This window comes from Deltaproteobacteria bacterium, assembly GCA_019309545.1.
Lineage (GTDB): Bacteria > Desulfobacterota > Desulfobaccia > Desulfobaccales > Desulfobaccaceae > Desulfobacca_B.
In genome coordinates, this window is the sequence record JAFDGA010000012.1 from 100041 (window position 1) to 113797 (window position 13757).

Here is a 13757-nt window from a genome sequence, read left to right on the forward strand (position 1 = left end):
ATTGGCCACACTGGCAAGACACCTGTGCGGCCTAAACTTTCCGGGCATTGATCTTTGGCCTTTTGGACTCACCCCGCTATTCTCCCAAGCTTGGGCTTACACCGGCAGAGCCACCCCCTGTTCTCCGACTATTCCCACTAAACGAGCCCGGACCAGCCGGTTGGTCCACTCAGACCCACCCTCTAACACCAAGCGCAGATAATTGGCCGACAAACCTTTAACCCAGCCAGGTTTCCCAGAACAGGGTCCTTCGACCAATATTTCTAATTCTTGTCCCACCTGTCGCTGATAAAAAACTGCCTTTTTTTCTTGTCCCAAGGCTCGCAGGCTCTGGGCCCGTCTTTTTACCGCAGTGGTGGATAATCTCTGGGGCATTTGGGCCGCCGCAGTCCCCGGGCGCGGCGAAAACGGGAAGACATGCAGGTAACTGATCGGCAAGGCTTCGATAAGTTCCTGGGTCTGAGCCAGATCCCGCGCGGTCTCCCCGGGGAAGCCTACCAGGACATCCACTCCCAGGGCCGCTTGGGGAAAGTATCGATTGATCTGGTTAACTAATTCCCGAAAATCCTCCGGGCTATAAGGCCGCCGCATGGCTTGCAGCACTGAGGCCGAGCCGCTTTGCAGCGGCAGGTGGAAATGGGGGCAAAACTGCGGCCAGGCGGCCAGTTGTCGGAGCAGGGCCGGGGTGATCTCCTGTGGTTCTATTGAACTGAGACGGTAGCGGCCCGGCAGTCCGGCCTGAGCCAGGGTCTGGACCAGCTCCGAGAGGTTTTCGTGATTGGGCAGATCATGACCATATTTCCCCAGATTGATGCCGGTAAGGACTATCTCCTGATAACCCCGGGAGGATAATTGTTCTAGTTGATCAATAATCTGAGTCAGCGGCAGACTGCGGCAGGGGCCGCGCACGTAAGGAAGGATACAATAACTACAATAGTTCTGACAGCCATCCTGAATTTTCACAAAGGCGCGGGTATGTCCATAAAAGCTGGTGATGGGCATCGACTCCAGGGTCTGCGCCGCAGCTATCGATCCCACCCTAATGATGGCAGCGGCATGTTGGCAATCTTCTTGGATAATTTTGATCAGCCGGGTTTTTTCGCGGTTGCCCAGTACCCAGCGCACTCCTGGCAATGGGGCCAATTCTTCCGGAGCCCGTTGGGCATAACAGCCCGTCACCAGCACTGTGCTCGATGGCCTGGTACGCGCCAGACGCCGGATAAACTGACGGGCCTGGCGATCGGCGGCCCCGGTGACCGTGCAAGTATTGACCACCACCAATTCCGGGGAGGCGCTCAGCGGCACCAACCGCCAACCGTGCCGGGCCAAAACCTCGGCTAAAAAGGCCGATTCGTATTGATTAACCTTGCAACCAAAGGTGGCGATAGCGGCTTCCGGCATTCACAGCCTCCGGTCAATCCAGCCGCCGCCCAGAACCCGCTCCTCCTGGTAGAAAACCACTGCCTGGCCAGGCGTCACGGCCGCCTGGGGTTGGGCAAAGATTACTTCGGCCTGATCGGCAGACAACGGCCTGATCTGGCAGGTGACCCCTGGATGACGGTAGCGGATCCGGGCTATGGCCGTAAAAGGTTGGCCGGGGGGATCAATCAGCCAGTTAATATGATCGGCCACCAATCCCGGGGCAAACAACTCTTGCCGATGACCTACAACCAACCGGTTGGTCTCAGGTAAAATTTCCAGCACATAAAAAGGTTCGGGGGCGCACAGCCCTAAGCCCCGGCGTTGCCCGACGGTATAGCCCTCCAGACCGTAATGTTTCCCCAACACCCAGCCCTGGCGATTGACAATATCCCCTTCCGTCCTCAAACCCTCTGGCCGCCGGGACCTGAGAAATTCCAGATAATTTGTTCGACCGATAAAACAGATTTCCTGACTTTCAGAATCCTTGAGATAAGACTCCAAACCAATTTCACGACTTAGGGCCAGCACGTGGGTCTTGTTTAAATCTCCCAGGGGAAAGACCAGATGGGGCAGAAGTTCTCGCCTCAACCGATGGACAAAATATGACTGGTCTTTAGTCCGGTCCACCCCTTGTAATAGAGCGACCTCTCCGGAGGGCAAACGCTTGGCGCGGACGTAATGGCCGGTGGCTAGATAATCAATCCCCCAACCCTGGATAATTTCCCAAAGTCGCCCGAATTTGATGGCCGCATTGCACCGGACACAAGGATTGGGGGTCCGACCCTGATAATATTCCCGGACGAAGTAATCTATCACCAGATGGGCAAAATCCTTCGTGAGATCCAGTTCTACTAAACCCACTCCTAAATGGTGGGCTAAAGCGGCCAGTTGGGTGGATTGGAAGTGGCCTCCCACCAGCCGCAGGTGCACGGCCCTGACTGTCCACCCCTGGTTTATAAGCAAAGCCGCGGCGACCGCACTGTCCAATCCGCCGCTTAATGATATTACAATGTTGTCTTCCCTGGTGGTCATTTATATTTTAATTAGGTTGCTTCTTTTGTTTAATATTATTAACACAATGTTTAATTTTGCGAAACAAGGCGGGGTTAGTGGACTATTAATAATTTATATCATTTAAAGTATTATTTTGACATAGAAATGGTAAGCATGGCGGTAATCGCCGATTTTTTTAAAAACTTACTGATCCAGGCAGAAGGAAGGCGGAGCCTAAAAGACCTTTAGAATAACTATTCGGTTTTATTGCTGAAGTAGACAGACGGAGCGTAAGAATTGGTTAAGCTTCGGCAAATTGCAGGGTGTCTAAAAATTTTAAAGCCACTCCAAAGACATAAGGGCGCTGCGGCATTTCTTCGATCCGCAAAACCTGACCCCGGGTCTTCAAGATCGTGGTCCCAGGTAAGTTAAAGGCCTGCCTGGGTAGTTCAATAGTAATATTAAGTATTTGATTGATATTTAGGTCCTGGTAAACAAGGCAGACGAAATATATCCCGCCCATGCTGATATTTTTTGTAACAGCCTTATATTCCTTATAGTTTTTCCTTCCTCGGTTAATAATTTTATAAACCATGGGCAAGGCGACATTCAAACGCTGATGCCGACGCTTCTCAAACCAGGAGGTCATGAGGGGCAACCAGGCCGGAGATTATGATTGGTTTCATTTTTCGTTACCATTGGCATACAATATAGCCTTCGAAGTGCAATTCTCATGCCTCTAATTACTCGGTTTCGCTTCACGTTAAATGCCAAATGGTGCAGAAGACTCTGGTCGGGGGGGTTTGCGCTTGACGTCCACTCGGGTTTCTTTTACTATAGGGCAGAATTATTCAATCTCTATACCCCCGAAGATTTATAGTCTATTATTGGATCCAGAATAGCTCGACACTTTGGCCATTATTGTTACTGACCGACTTCCAGGAGAGACCGAGATGTCAGTAGTAGTTGCTATCATCAACCAAAAAGGGGGTACTGGAAAGACTACCACGACCATTAATCTGGGGGCCGGTCTGGCTTATCAGGGCTATCAGACCCTATTGCTCGATCTTGATCCCCAAGGCCATACCACCCTGGGTATGGGGGTGGAGCCAGATTCCTTCGAGGAGTCCATGGCCGAGGTCATCACCATACCTCGCAAGAAAATTGAGGATGTGATCCTGGCTACTCATATTAATGGTTTATTTTTGGCTCCCAGTCACATCAAGCTGGCCCGAGCCTCCGAACAGGTTTACTCCCGTCTATTCCGGGAGACTATTCTCCACCAGGCGCTTAGGTCATTGGATTATGATTTTATTCTGATTGATTGCCCCCCGTCCCTGGGGGTGCTTACCGCCAATTCCCTCTATACCGCCCAGTTCATTATTATTCCCTGTCAGATGTCTCGTTATTCCCTGGATGGCCTGGCTGACCTGCTAACCACTATTGAAGAGGTCAAAAATCTGGATGCGGAGGAATTATTCACCGGTAATTTCTTCCGTATCCTGCTCACCATGTTTGATAAGCGTAATCGGGTCACCAACGAATATATCTTAGAACAACTGAAACCCTATCTGGAGGTTACCTTTGCCACTATCATCATGAAATGTGAAGCCCTGAATCAGGCCCACATAGCTCAGCGAACCGTCTTTGATTATGACCCAAAAGGTACCGGGGCCCGAGATTATTACCATTTAACCCAAGAATTCCTTTACTTATGTCAAAAAAGAAACTGCTTGCCGGAAAAAAGACCAAGCTTGCTAAGCATGCTCTGACCCGGGCGTTGACCGATAAATCTCCTTCCGTTCCAGAGTCTTCCCCTGCTTTGGCCTCGACAAGACCTACCCTGACCCAAGTGGTCGAGGCTTTGCGAGCTTTACATCCCGAGTTGCAATCACCGGTGAGGCCTTCCCAGAAAACCCCGGCCACCCGAAGATTCTTACCGGGGGCTGAATATTCCTACTTTCATCTTCTTCATGACCTTCAGGAATTGCAAGAATTGCTGCATCCTAGCCGACTGCCTGCGGCCTCCGTAGAGGGACGAAAGGGCCGGTTGTTTCTTCCCAGTCCGGAGGTTTTCCAGGAAATCGTCCGTCAAACCGTTGCAACCTTACAGGAACTCCGAACCCTGGTAGATTAGTCCGGTGCCTTCCAACAAAAAGGCGACCACTAGGTCGCCTTTTTGTTACTCAATGCATTTAATAGGTTAATTTAAAGGGCAAGCCGGGTGACCGGCCCCCCCTGGCCCCACTTATACCAAGCTGCAATCAAAGAGCTAAAAGGCCCCCTCACCCTCGCCCTCTCTCCCGCCAGCGGGGTAGAGGGGATAAAGAATAAAATTACTCATTTGAAAGCTAATCGGTATTAAGGGGTTGGGGGGAGAGTTAGTCATGGCCCCGATTCATTTATTTTATGACCTAAGGTAACAGCAGCCGTATAAATTTGCCGGCTGTTATTTGGTAACCGGTAGTCCGGCATTGCGCCAGGAGACCATACCTCCAGCAACTGCCGACACTCTTCTGGCCCCTTGCCGCATCAGTAGACTAGCGGCGATATTGGCACGGTAACCATTGCCGCAAATGGTGACCACTCTTTGATCAACATAGGGACTGAGATCGATCTGCCCCAAGTTCGATAACGGGACGTGTTGAGCTTCGGCTATATGACCCTGCTTCCATTCCGTCGGCGTCCGGACGTCCAGCACCACATCCGGTTTTCCGGCCTTTATGAGGTCGGCCAACTCCCGGGGAGTCAATTGCGGCAAAAAGGCGGTTGACAAGGCGGCCATCTCCCAGGCCTTGATTCCCCCGTGCAGATAGCCTTCAATCTGGTCATAGCCGACCCGGAAGAATTGTTTGACCACTTCTTTAAGACGTTCTTGGTTATCTACCAGCACCACCAAGGGGGAGCCAGGTTCAAGCACCATTCCGGCCCAATTGCCGATGGGCGGCGACAGGCCGATATTGATGCTTCCGGGGATATGAGCGCCGCCAAAGGCAGCTTCGTCCCGGGTATCGACTACGACATAGCCGCTGTCCAGTTTGTTTTTGACCTCTTGCGGGGTCATAGGTCGGAAAGGCCGCTGCTGGTCAACTAACTGCGGGCCAGCCATATTGGTGCTAATTATGTGGCTGAAGTTTTTCGGGCGGGCCGGAAATTCCTGCATCATGGCCGCCTTAAATTCTTCCAGGGAACCCTTCTGCAGGATCGGATTGTTATGGCGTTCAAACCCCAGGGTGGAGCTCAGCTTGCTGCTCAGCGCCCGCCCGCAGAGGGAGCCGTGGCCGTGGGCCGGATAAATTTCCAGGCGGCCGGGAAATCTCCCCAGCTTGTCGTACAGGCTATGATACAGATTTTCCACCTGCTGCTCCAGCTTTTCTGCTCCTGCTAAATCCGGCCGGCCGACATCGCCGACAAATAACAGATCGCCGGTGAGTACTAACCAGGGTTCCTGGCCCCGACCGGTATCGGTCACCAGGATCGACACGCTCTGCGGGGTATGACCGGGAGTATCCAGAAACTGTAATCGGGCTGTCCCTAGGACAATTTCCTGGCCTTCTCGCAAACCTTGATGATCGTATTTCACCGGCGCCTGCTCATGGATGTAAATCGGTGCCCTGGTCACCCGTTGCAGTTCCTGGCTGCCGGTAACGTGGTCGGCGTGGACATGGGTATCAATGATATGAGTGATCTTCAACCCTTCCTGATCGGCCAGAGTCAGATAATCGACAATGTCTCGCCGCGGGTCCACGACGGCCACTACCCCGGCCTGGGCACAGCCGACCATATACGAACAGCAACCCAAACCTTCATTGAAAAATTGCTTAAAAAACATCTAATCTCCTTCACTTTCCTAAGGTCCGGACGATCCCTGCCCCGTCCCGATTGTTAATTCAACGGCCAAACCGGGCGATTCCTGCGACTAAGCCCAGCCATAATCGCATATAGTCATTGCGACTTATAAGGCCTTTGGACATTTATCAAAAAAATAATACCATAAAGGAACAATTACTTCATTAAATTAATTATCACGTTTAGATTATCAATGTTTATAACCGAAAGGCATAATTAACAGCGGTTCATGAGCTTCGGGAAGTCTGAGGATCCGGCTCACCGTCCGATTTTCAAAGGCCCCCACGATTCCGGCCCCCAGACCCAGGGCTTCGGCCTGGAGGAATAGATTCTGCCCGACGTGACCCACTTCGATATGGGTGTAGAGGACGCCGCGTTCGCCATATTTCCTGGTGCACCGCGCATATTCGCCGGTAATCACAACCATAATCGGGGCCTCAGCCATCCAACTCTGATAAAGCGAGGCGCGCGCCAACTCCTTGCGGACATCGCCTTTCCTCTGGAGTTCTAGGCCATGGCGGTCGGGATGAAAGTGATAAACCCCGGGTGGCAATTCCGCTACCATCCGTTCTCCAATCGCTACATAAAGGTCCAGCGGATAAAGAGCGCCGGCAGAAGGGGCGGAACGATAACCCCGGCCCGGATCGGTGATCCCATCCGCGGCCCACAGCAATTGGGATAATTGGCCCATAGTTAAAGCCCGGTTAGCAAACCGGCGGACAGTACGCCGGGCCTGGAGCGCTTCTTCCACCGACATCTTACCTTTTTTGGTGGGCGTCGGCAGACTTATTAGGGGGCCGGCTCTTGAGCCTTCTGGACTAAGAAAAATCCCTAACATAAGCAAAATTCCTCCCCATACCCTTAAAATTTTCATGACCTTTACCCTCGATTGATGTCATCACGTCCTAAGTTAATATAACAACAAATTCAGGGCGGGGAAGCAGGTGAGATTGATTTAATGATTTTTTGCCGGATATTTTTTAGAATGGCGTAATTTCATATCAGCCCTTCCAGGGACAGATTAATTATGCCAACTCAGCTTCCAGGGCAGGTAGAAGAAGCGCAGTCGACAAAGGTCGCCGTGGCGCTCCAGGGTGAACAGGCCCGACAGCAAGCGAAAAGTGCTGCCAGCGGGGGTCACCTGACGGGAGGCCAGAAAACTCAATTCCCAGAGACGATAGCTGGGAGTCTGTTCCCAGCGGTACAGGCCCCACAGGGCTCGCCCTTGCCGGTGTTCCCCCTGCCGCTGTTGGGACCAGAGATAGAGCCAGGGACCATAAATTCGGGACCAGCCCCCGGTCTGGAGAGGCAACAGCTCAGGAACATGCGCCCGGGACCGGTCGGAGTTACCTTCAAAATAGACCAATGGCCAGATACGGACCTTCTCTTGCCAATCCCCGGATGGGTCGATGCGACTGCGATAGCTACTGAATAACAGCCACCGATGCTGCACATCCAGACGCTCGGCCGTTTCTTCCCGCTCGCCGATGTAAAGGGGCCAGAACAGTTGCGTTCGGTCCCGGTCCCGATCTTTACAGCGGTAATAAAGGGGCCAGCAGGAGCGTAGATAAAATCGCTCTCCCTCCCCCCAGATGAGCACCGGCCAGGGGAAGTCCCATTGGGTGTAATTTCCCTCATCCTGGCGATAGTAGCTGAAAAGAGGGTACATAATGCCCTGTCTAAAACTGACCGGAGTAGTGTCTTCCAGATAAAACGGCAGCGCCGCCTTGAGGGTGCGGGGCCGCTCGGTGTCCAGATTCAGGCGCTGATAATGCAGGAGGGGCCATAGGGCATAGTATTTGTCATAGACTCCGGACTTGGTGATGCGGCCCATCAACGGCCAGAAGGTGAAAGCTGATTCCCGGCCGGTGGAATAAGAAAAAAGGGGCCATAAGAAATGATAATGACGGCTGCCCTCCCCGGAAGAGGTGGAAAACAAAGGCCAGAGTACAAAGGTGAGGGATTCCCGGCCGAAACGCTCCTTGAGGATGCCGCCCAAAGGAAAGATACCCCCGTAGGGGACGCCGGCCGCGGTGCGACCCCCAAAAAAGGGAAAAAACTGGAACTCGTTGGCCTCGCCCATATCCCGGTAACGGCTCAGGGGCAGAAAATTAAAACGGGTCCCGGAAGGATCGCGGCGGTAGCGTCCCAGGGGATAGAGGAATTCCACTTCTTGAATTTCCCCCCAACTCTGCCAGCAAAACAAGGGCGTTACGGTGGTGGTCACGGCGGCGGTCTGTTCCCGGGAAAACAACGGCCCTAGCAATTCCAGCCGGGTAACTTCATCCTGAGGATCATGACTGTAAAAGACCAGGGGAGCTAGATTAAGCCGCTGTCCGCCCTGCGGCCCTGGAACGCAAGCCCCAAGGGAAAGCAAAGTTAGTAAGGTGGGGATGATCTTAGCCCGGTAAAACATAATTTTAAATTTTTTAATTAAGCTCAACTCCCCTAAACCAAAATATTTAGGGAGGGGTCAGGGTCTCTTAGCCCTGCCGCCTCCCTCCACATATGCCTCAACAACGTAACACCCAACCTTGATTGTCTCAGGTTCAATGCCTGGTTTGTTTAGCTATCTGACTGCGTAAATTTTGCAAATTGAGCTTGATCTCTCTGAAGCACTTACGATAAGTGGCGATCCCACCGAAATAGGGATCAGCGATATTCCAGCTGATCAATCGATGGTCCGCCTGGGGATAAATCCGCTTCAGATAGGCATAGATTACTGCGTCAAGGGCAATGATATAATCAAACTCCTCCAGATTGACCGCGGCCACCGGTTTAGGGTAATGACCTGAGATATCAATTCCGGCCTCGGTTTCCATGACCTGGATGGCCTCTGGAGTGGGGTGAGCGTAAACCGGGTTGAGGCCGGCGCTGTCAATATAGACGCCATCCGAAAAGAGCCGGCAGGCCAGCCCAGCCGCCATGGGACTGCGACAGATATTGCCCTGGCACACAAACAAAATCTTTAAACCCTGTAGGGAATTGGAGCTGATCATCATATTTTATCTTCAGCGCAGGACCGTTGAACCAATGGTACCCAAAACAGTAATGGGTGTCTGTTCCTTGATACCTTCCATGGCCTGATTGACATTTTTTACCGCCTTCTGGGTTTCGTCGTAGAGAGATTCGTCGTTCACCAGTTTCCCTAAGGTGCCCTGGCCCTGATCGATCTTCTGGGCTAGCTGGTTGAGGCGGTTAATCGCCTGCTGGGCCTGGTCATACAGTCTATTATCGTTGGCCAGTTTCCCCAAAGTACCTTCGCCCTTGGCCAGTTTGGTAGAAAAGCGGTTAAGGTTATTGATGGCAGTTTCTAGTTCCGCCATGGTCCCCTGCACCTGGCGATAGAGCTGATCATCCTTGAGGAGTTTGCCCAGGGTACCTTGGCCCTGTTCCAGCCCTTGAGCCAACTGGCTTAATGATTTACTGGCACTTTGGAAATTGGTCAACATTTGTTTCAGCGAAGATTCCCCTTCAGGGGTGCCGATCACCCGTTGCAAGCTATTACTGATGGCCCGGACATCGGTGAGGATGGGGTGGAGTTCCTCCATTAACTCCGGAATCCGACGTAAGACCTTATCAAATTCCACCGCCGACTGGGTATTGGTGATAGTGCCTCCGGGAGCCAAGGGGGGAGATGTAGTAGTGCCAGGTTGAAGTTCGATATATTTTTCCCCCAACATACCTTTGGTGAGCACCGCGGCCTGGGCATCCTGCCGCAGGTCCAGTCCGGACCGGAGCAACACCTCCACCCGGGCCTTGTGGTCTTCAAGGCTAATATTTTTTATGCGTCCTACTTCCACCCCCGCTATCTCTACCCGGCCATTAGGGGCCAGCCCAGATACCGAGTCAAAGCGGGCATAGTAGGTTTCGCCTCGCAGCCAGCCAATGGTGGCAAACCCTACTTTCAGGCTCATGTAGGCCAGCAGCACCAAAGCCAGCAGCACAAAGATGCCTACCTTAATTTCCGGGCTCCAGCCTGATTTTGTTTCCATAAACCCTCCGCGCAGACGTCTCTTCGAATTAACCTTTTAAATGCTCCGAGTGATATAACTTGATCTAGAAAATTGAATATTTTTGATCTGCTCAGGTAGGGGCGACCCGGCGGATCGCCCCGACGCAGAGTTAATTTATTAATTACTTCTGGAAATAAGTACTTAGCCGGGTTAATCCGGCTCCCCTCGTAAAAACTGCTGCACTTCGGGCAAAGCCGATGACTTAAAGCTGGCCGGGGGGTCCTGAGTTAAAATTTTCCCCTGGTGCAAAAAGGCAATGGAATCAGCCAATGACAGGGCCAATTCTAAATCATGGCTGATGATCACTGCGGTTAGCTTTAATTTACGGACGGTATCGGCAATCAAATTTCTGATGGTGGTAGTGGTGATGGGATCCAGACCGGTAGTCGGCTCATCAAACAACATAATTTCCGGATCCAAAGCCAGGGCCCGGGCCAGTGCGGCCCGTTTGCGCATGCCGCCGGAAAGTTCCGCCGGCATTTTGGCCTCCACCCCCGCCAGACCGACCTGGGTCAGTTTAGCCGCAACAATTTCCTCAATCTGAGTCTGGGTCAAAGAAGTATGTTCCTGCAAAGGAAAGGCGATGTTTTCTCCAATGTTCAAAGAATCTAACAAGGCCCCATGTTGAAACAGATACCCGAACCGTTTGCGGAGGGCAAACAATTCTTTTTCCGGCAACCGGACCAGGTCTACCCCTTCCAACAGTACCTGGCCCCGATCCGGCCGGATCAGACCGATCACGTGTTTGAGCAGGACGCTTTTTCCAGTGCCGCTGCGTCCTAGAATAACGGAAATTTCGCCCCGCTTGACGGTCAGATGGACGCCCCGCAGAACCGACAGGCCATTAAAGGACTTATACAAATCTACCAGACGGATTATGTCCATTAGCTTAAATTAAATGGCTGGTTAAAACAACAGGGCCGTCAGCATGTAGTCCCCGATCAGGATGGCTATGGCGGAATAGACCACGGCCCGGGTGGTAACCAACCCTACGCCCTCAGCGCCGCCGTGGGCTTTTAGTCCCTGATGGCAGCTGATCAGCGCCAGCAGCAAACCAAAAACCATAGACTTAAACAGGCCGTTAAACAGGTCGGAGGCCGCTACCATTTCCATCATGTTTTGCATAAAGGTACCGGGATTGATGCCGATCAGCATCACCCCGACGAAATAACCCCCCAGGATGCCGATGAATACATCCACCACAGTCAGCAACGGCACCATGATCAGGCCGGATAAGAGGCGCGGCAAGGCCAGATAATGCACCGGATTCACCGCCATGGCCAGCAGGGCGTCTACCTGCTCAGTTACTGCCATAGTGCCTAATTCCGCGGCCATGGCCGAACCGGCTCGGGCCGCGACCATCAGTGAGGTCAGCACCGGTCCGATTTCCCGGGTCATGGACAGGGCCACTGCCCCTCCCAAAAGGGTCTCGCCGCCAAACTTGCGGAATCCATAGTAGGCCTGCAGGGCTAGAACCATGCCGGTAAACAGTCCGGTGAGAGTGACGATAAATAAAGACCGGACTCCGATAAAGTCTAACTGTTTGAAAAAATTACGTATTCGGTAAGGTGGGCGAGGTAACCAGCAAAGGCAATCAACCAGAAGTAAAGCCAATTCTCCCAATTCCCGCAACAAGCTTAAGAATACTCGACCCAGATAAGCCAACATCTTGGAAAACATTTCCCAACCTTAAAGGAGGTTTAATAATAGTATTTATCCTATGAGAGACGGGGGGAGAAGTCAAGGCGGGAAGCCCTTGACAGGCCAAAAGACTCAGAGGCGACCGACCATCAAACTAAGCTTGACAATGACGCAGCAAACTAGGTAACTTGGCATTATGTGGGCGCTGAAAAAAATCATCGACATCCTTCTGAACCCGGGAGTTTTAGTCTTATTTGTACTCGGCTATGGGCTGCTCAAATTGAGTCTGGCGCGGGAGGGACGAAAACGCGGCTGGGGCTACCTGGCGCTGGGAATAGTTTGTTTCTATCTTTTTACCACCAAGCCTTTTCCCAATTATTTGATTCGGCCGTTGGAGAACGAGTATCAGCCCATTGCCGGACCCCAGGAGCTAACCGAGGTTCAATATATTGTAATACTTAGCGGCGGGGCCCGGTTTAATTCGGAGGTCCCTGCTACCAGTCAGCTTGATGAAAGTAGCGCCCTGCGGGTTGCGGAAGGCATCCGTCTGTTCCACCTGCTCTCCGGGCAGCCCACCCTGATCATGAGTGGGGGGAAACTTGCGTCTATGAAGGTTAGTAACGGAGAAAAGATGGTGGCCTTTGCCCAGAGTCAAGGGGTGCCAGCGGAGAAACTGGTGGCGGAGACGGACTCTATCGATACCTATTCCAATGCTGCAGGGGTTAAGCCATTGGTTAAAGATGCTCCATTTCTGTTGGTCACTTCGGCGTACCATCTGCCCCGCGCCCTGCGGATTTTCCAGCTTTTAGAGATGCGGCCCATTCCTGCGCCGGCTGATTTTCGCAATGTTACAGATTTTTTCTATCATGATTATATTCCTTCCGGTTCTGCCTTAACCATCACACAAGCCGCCATCCATGAATACCTGGGTCTGGCCTATCTGACCATTTGGCCTAGTCGGGCCGGGCAATAGAGCCTGGTATCTTTCACCGCCCTCGCCTTAAACCGTTTCTTTTTAAAGGGCCTCTGCCAAGATCATCTTCCCGGAGATCAAGCTGGCTCCAGCAGCCCTCGGAAACTCCTTGCATTGCCTCCATAACCTTGATAAATTGGTAATAATATCCTTAGACTGGAAATAAGGTGAAAGTTTACCCAGTTTTTTTAAATATTGTCGATAAGCCCTGTCTGGTCGTCGGAGGCGGAGCAGTGGGGGAACGCAAGGTAGAGGATTTGCTGGCGGCTGGTGCTCAAGTCACGGTGGTCAGTCGCGAGATTACCCCAAACTTACAAGGTCTGTGGCAGCAGGGGGCCATTCGCTACCTTAAAGATGAATTTTCCCCGGCTCAACTAGAGGGTATGGTGTTGGTAATCGGGGCGACTGACGACCCTGAACTCAACCAGCAGATCAGCATGGCGGCCCAGGAACGGGGCCTGCCGGTGAATATCGTCGACACCCCGGCCTTATGTTCTTTTGTGGTGCCTGCGACCCTACGTCGGGGGGAGCTGACCATTGCTATCGGCACCGGCGGTCTGAGCCCGGCCCTGGCCAAAAAGTTGCGCCAGGAGCTAGAGCAATATTTGGGGCCGGAGTATGGACCTTACTTGAGACTATTGGGTGCCATTCGGGAAAAAGTCCTGGCCCGGCGGCGCGATCATCCCGACAATTTGGCCCTGTTCACCCGATTGGTAAACAGCCCGTTGCGGGAGACCCTGATGGCCAAGGATTATAAGCAGGCCCAACAGATCATGCAGGAAATCCTGAGCCCGGTTTTGTCTTTAGAAGATTTGGCCAGTTTACCGACTGTGGCCCTAGCCCAGCCTTGAGTTATGGCCGCG

14 protein-coding genes are annotated in these 13757 nt (G+C 52.5%); 4 read left to right on the forward strand and 10 right to left on the reverse strand.

Annotation, left to right across the window (positions count from 1 at the left end; translation table 11 throughout):
* Nucleotides 1-96: 96 nt before the first annotated feature.
* The 3 genes from mtaB to JRG72_05560 all read right to left on the reverse strand — a co-directional run bounded on the left by mtaB (nucleotide 97) and on the right by JRG72_05560 (nucleotide 3064).
* A complete protein-coding gene (gene mtaB, locus JRG72_05550) occupies nucleotides 97-1401 on the reverse strand; it encodes a tRNA (N(6)-L-threonylcarbamoyladenosine(37)-C(2))-methylthiotransferase MtaB (protein MBW2134685.1) in 1305 nt (434 codons plus the stop codon).
* Nucleotides 1402-2454 (reverse strand): tRNA 2-thiouridine(34) synthase MnmA, encoded by a 1053-nt coding sequence (mnmA, locus tag JRG72_05555; protein ID MBW2134686.1) that lies wholly within the window; start codon nucleotides 2452-2454, stop codon nucleotides 1402-1404.
* A 262-nt stretch (nucleotides 2455-2716) separates the two neighbouring features.
* Nucleotides 2717-3064: a PilZ domain-containing protein gene (locus JRG72_05560; protein MBW2134687.1), complete on the reverse strand. Its 348-nt coding sequence runs from the start codon at nucleotides 3062-3064 to the stop codon at nucleotides 2717-2719.
* Nucleotides 3065-3368: 304 nt separating this feature from the next.
* Here JRG72_05560 and JRG72_05565 point away from each other — a divergent pair, with 304 nt between their 5' ends.
* Both JRG72_05565 and JRG72_05570 read left to right on the forward strand, forming a co-directional pair.
* A complete protein-coding gene (locus tag JRG72_05565) occupies nucleotides 3369-4187 on the forward strand; it encodes an AAA family ATPase (protein MBW2134688.1) in 819 nt (272 codons plus the stop codon).
* A gap of 50 nt (nucleotides 4188-4237) precedes the next feature.
* Nucleotides 4238-4552 carry a hypothetical protein gene (locus JRG72_05570; protein ID MBW2134689.1) on the forward strand — a complete coding sequence of 105 codons (315 nt, stop codon included), beginning with the start codon at nucleotides 4238-4240 and terminating at the stop codon, nucleotides 4550-4552.
* A 312-nt stretch (nucleotides 4553-4864) separates the two neighbouring features.
* Here JRG72_05570 and JRG72_05575 read toward each other — a convergent pair whose 3' ends face one another.
* From JRG72_05575 to JRG72_05605, 7 genes are all read right to left on the reverse strand, one after another.
* Nucleotides 4865-6247 (reverse strand): MBL fold metallo-hydrolase, encoded by a 1383-nt coding sequence (locus JRG72_05575; protein ID MBW2134690.1) that lies wholly within the window; start codon nucleotides 6245-6247, stop codon nucleotides 4865-4867.
* Between the two features lie 207 nt (nucleotides 6248-6454).
* Complete coding sequence (locus JRG72_05580) at nucleotides 6455-7021, reverse strand: SagB family peptide dehydrogenase (protein MBW2134691.1); 567 nt, start codon at nucleotides 7019-7021, stop codon at nucleotides 6455-6457.
* Nucleotides 7022-7285: 264 nt separating this feature from the next.
* A complete protein-coding gene (locus JRG72_05585; GenBank protein ID MBW2134692.1) occupies nucleotides 7286-8680 on the reverse strand; it encodes a hypothetical protein in 1395 nt (464 codons plus the stop codon).
* Nucleotides 8681-8813: 133 nt separating this feature from the next.
* A complete protein-coding gene (locus JRG72_05590; GenBank protein ID MBW2134693.1) occupies nucleotides 8814-9266 on the reverse strand; it encodes a low molecular weight phosphatase family protein in 453 nt (150 codons plus the stop codon).
* A 9-nt stretch (nucleotides 9267-9275) separates the two neighbouring features.
* Nucleotides 9276-10259, reverse strand: coding sequence for an MCE family protein (locus JRG72_05595; protein MBW2134694.1), 984 nt, complete (start codon nucleotides 10257-10259; stop codon nucleotides 9276-9278).
* A 171-nt stretch (nucleotides 10260-10430) separates the two neighbouring features.
* Entirely contained in the window at nucleotides 10431-11165 is a 735-nt protein-coding gene (locus tag JRG72_05600) for an ATP-binding cassette domain-containing protein (protein MBW2134695.1), read from the reverse strand.
* A gap of 21 nt (nucleotides 11166-11186) precedes the next feature.
* Nucleotides 11187-11960, reverse strand: a complete 774-nt coding sequence (locus JRG72_05605; GenBank protein MBW2134696.1) for an ABC transporter permease — start codon at nucleotides 11958-11960, stop codon at nucleotides 11187-11189.
* A 157-nt stretch (nucleotides 11961-12117) separates the two neighbouring features.
* Between JRG72_05605 and JRG72_05610 the strand changes: the two genes are divergently transcribed.
* Both JRG72_05610 and JRG72_05615 read left to right on the forward strand, forming a co-directional pair.
* Entirely contained in the window at nucleotides 12118-12894 is a 777-nt protein-coding gene (locus JRG72_05610; protein ID MBW2134697.1) for a YdcF family protein, read from the forward strand.
* Nucleotides 12895-13061: 167 nt separating this feature from the next.
* A complete protein-coding gene (locus JRG72_05615) occupies nucleotides 13062-13745 on the forward strand; it encodes a bifunctional precorrin-2 dehydrogenase/sirohydrochlorin ferrochelatase (GenBank protein MBW2134698.1) in 684 nt (227 codons plus the stop codon).
* The last annotated feature ends 12 nt before the right edge of the window (nucleotides 13746-13757 follow it).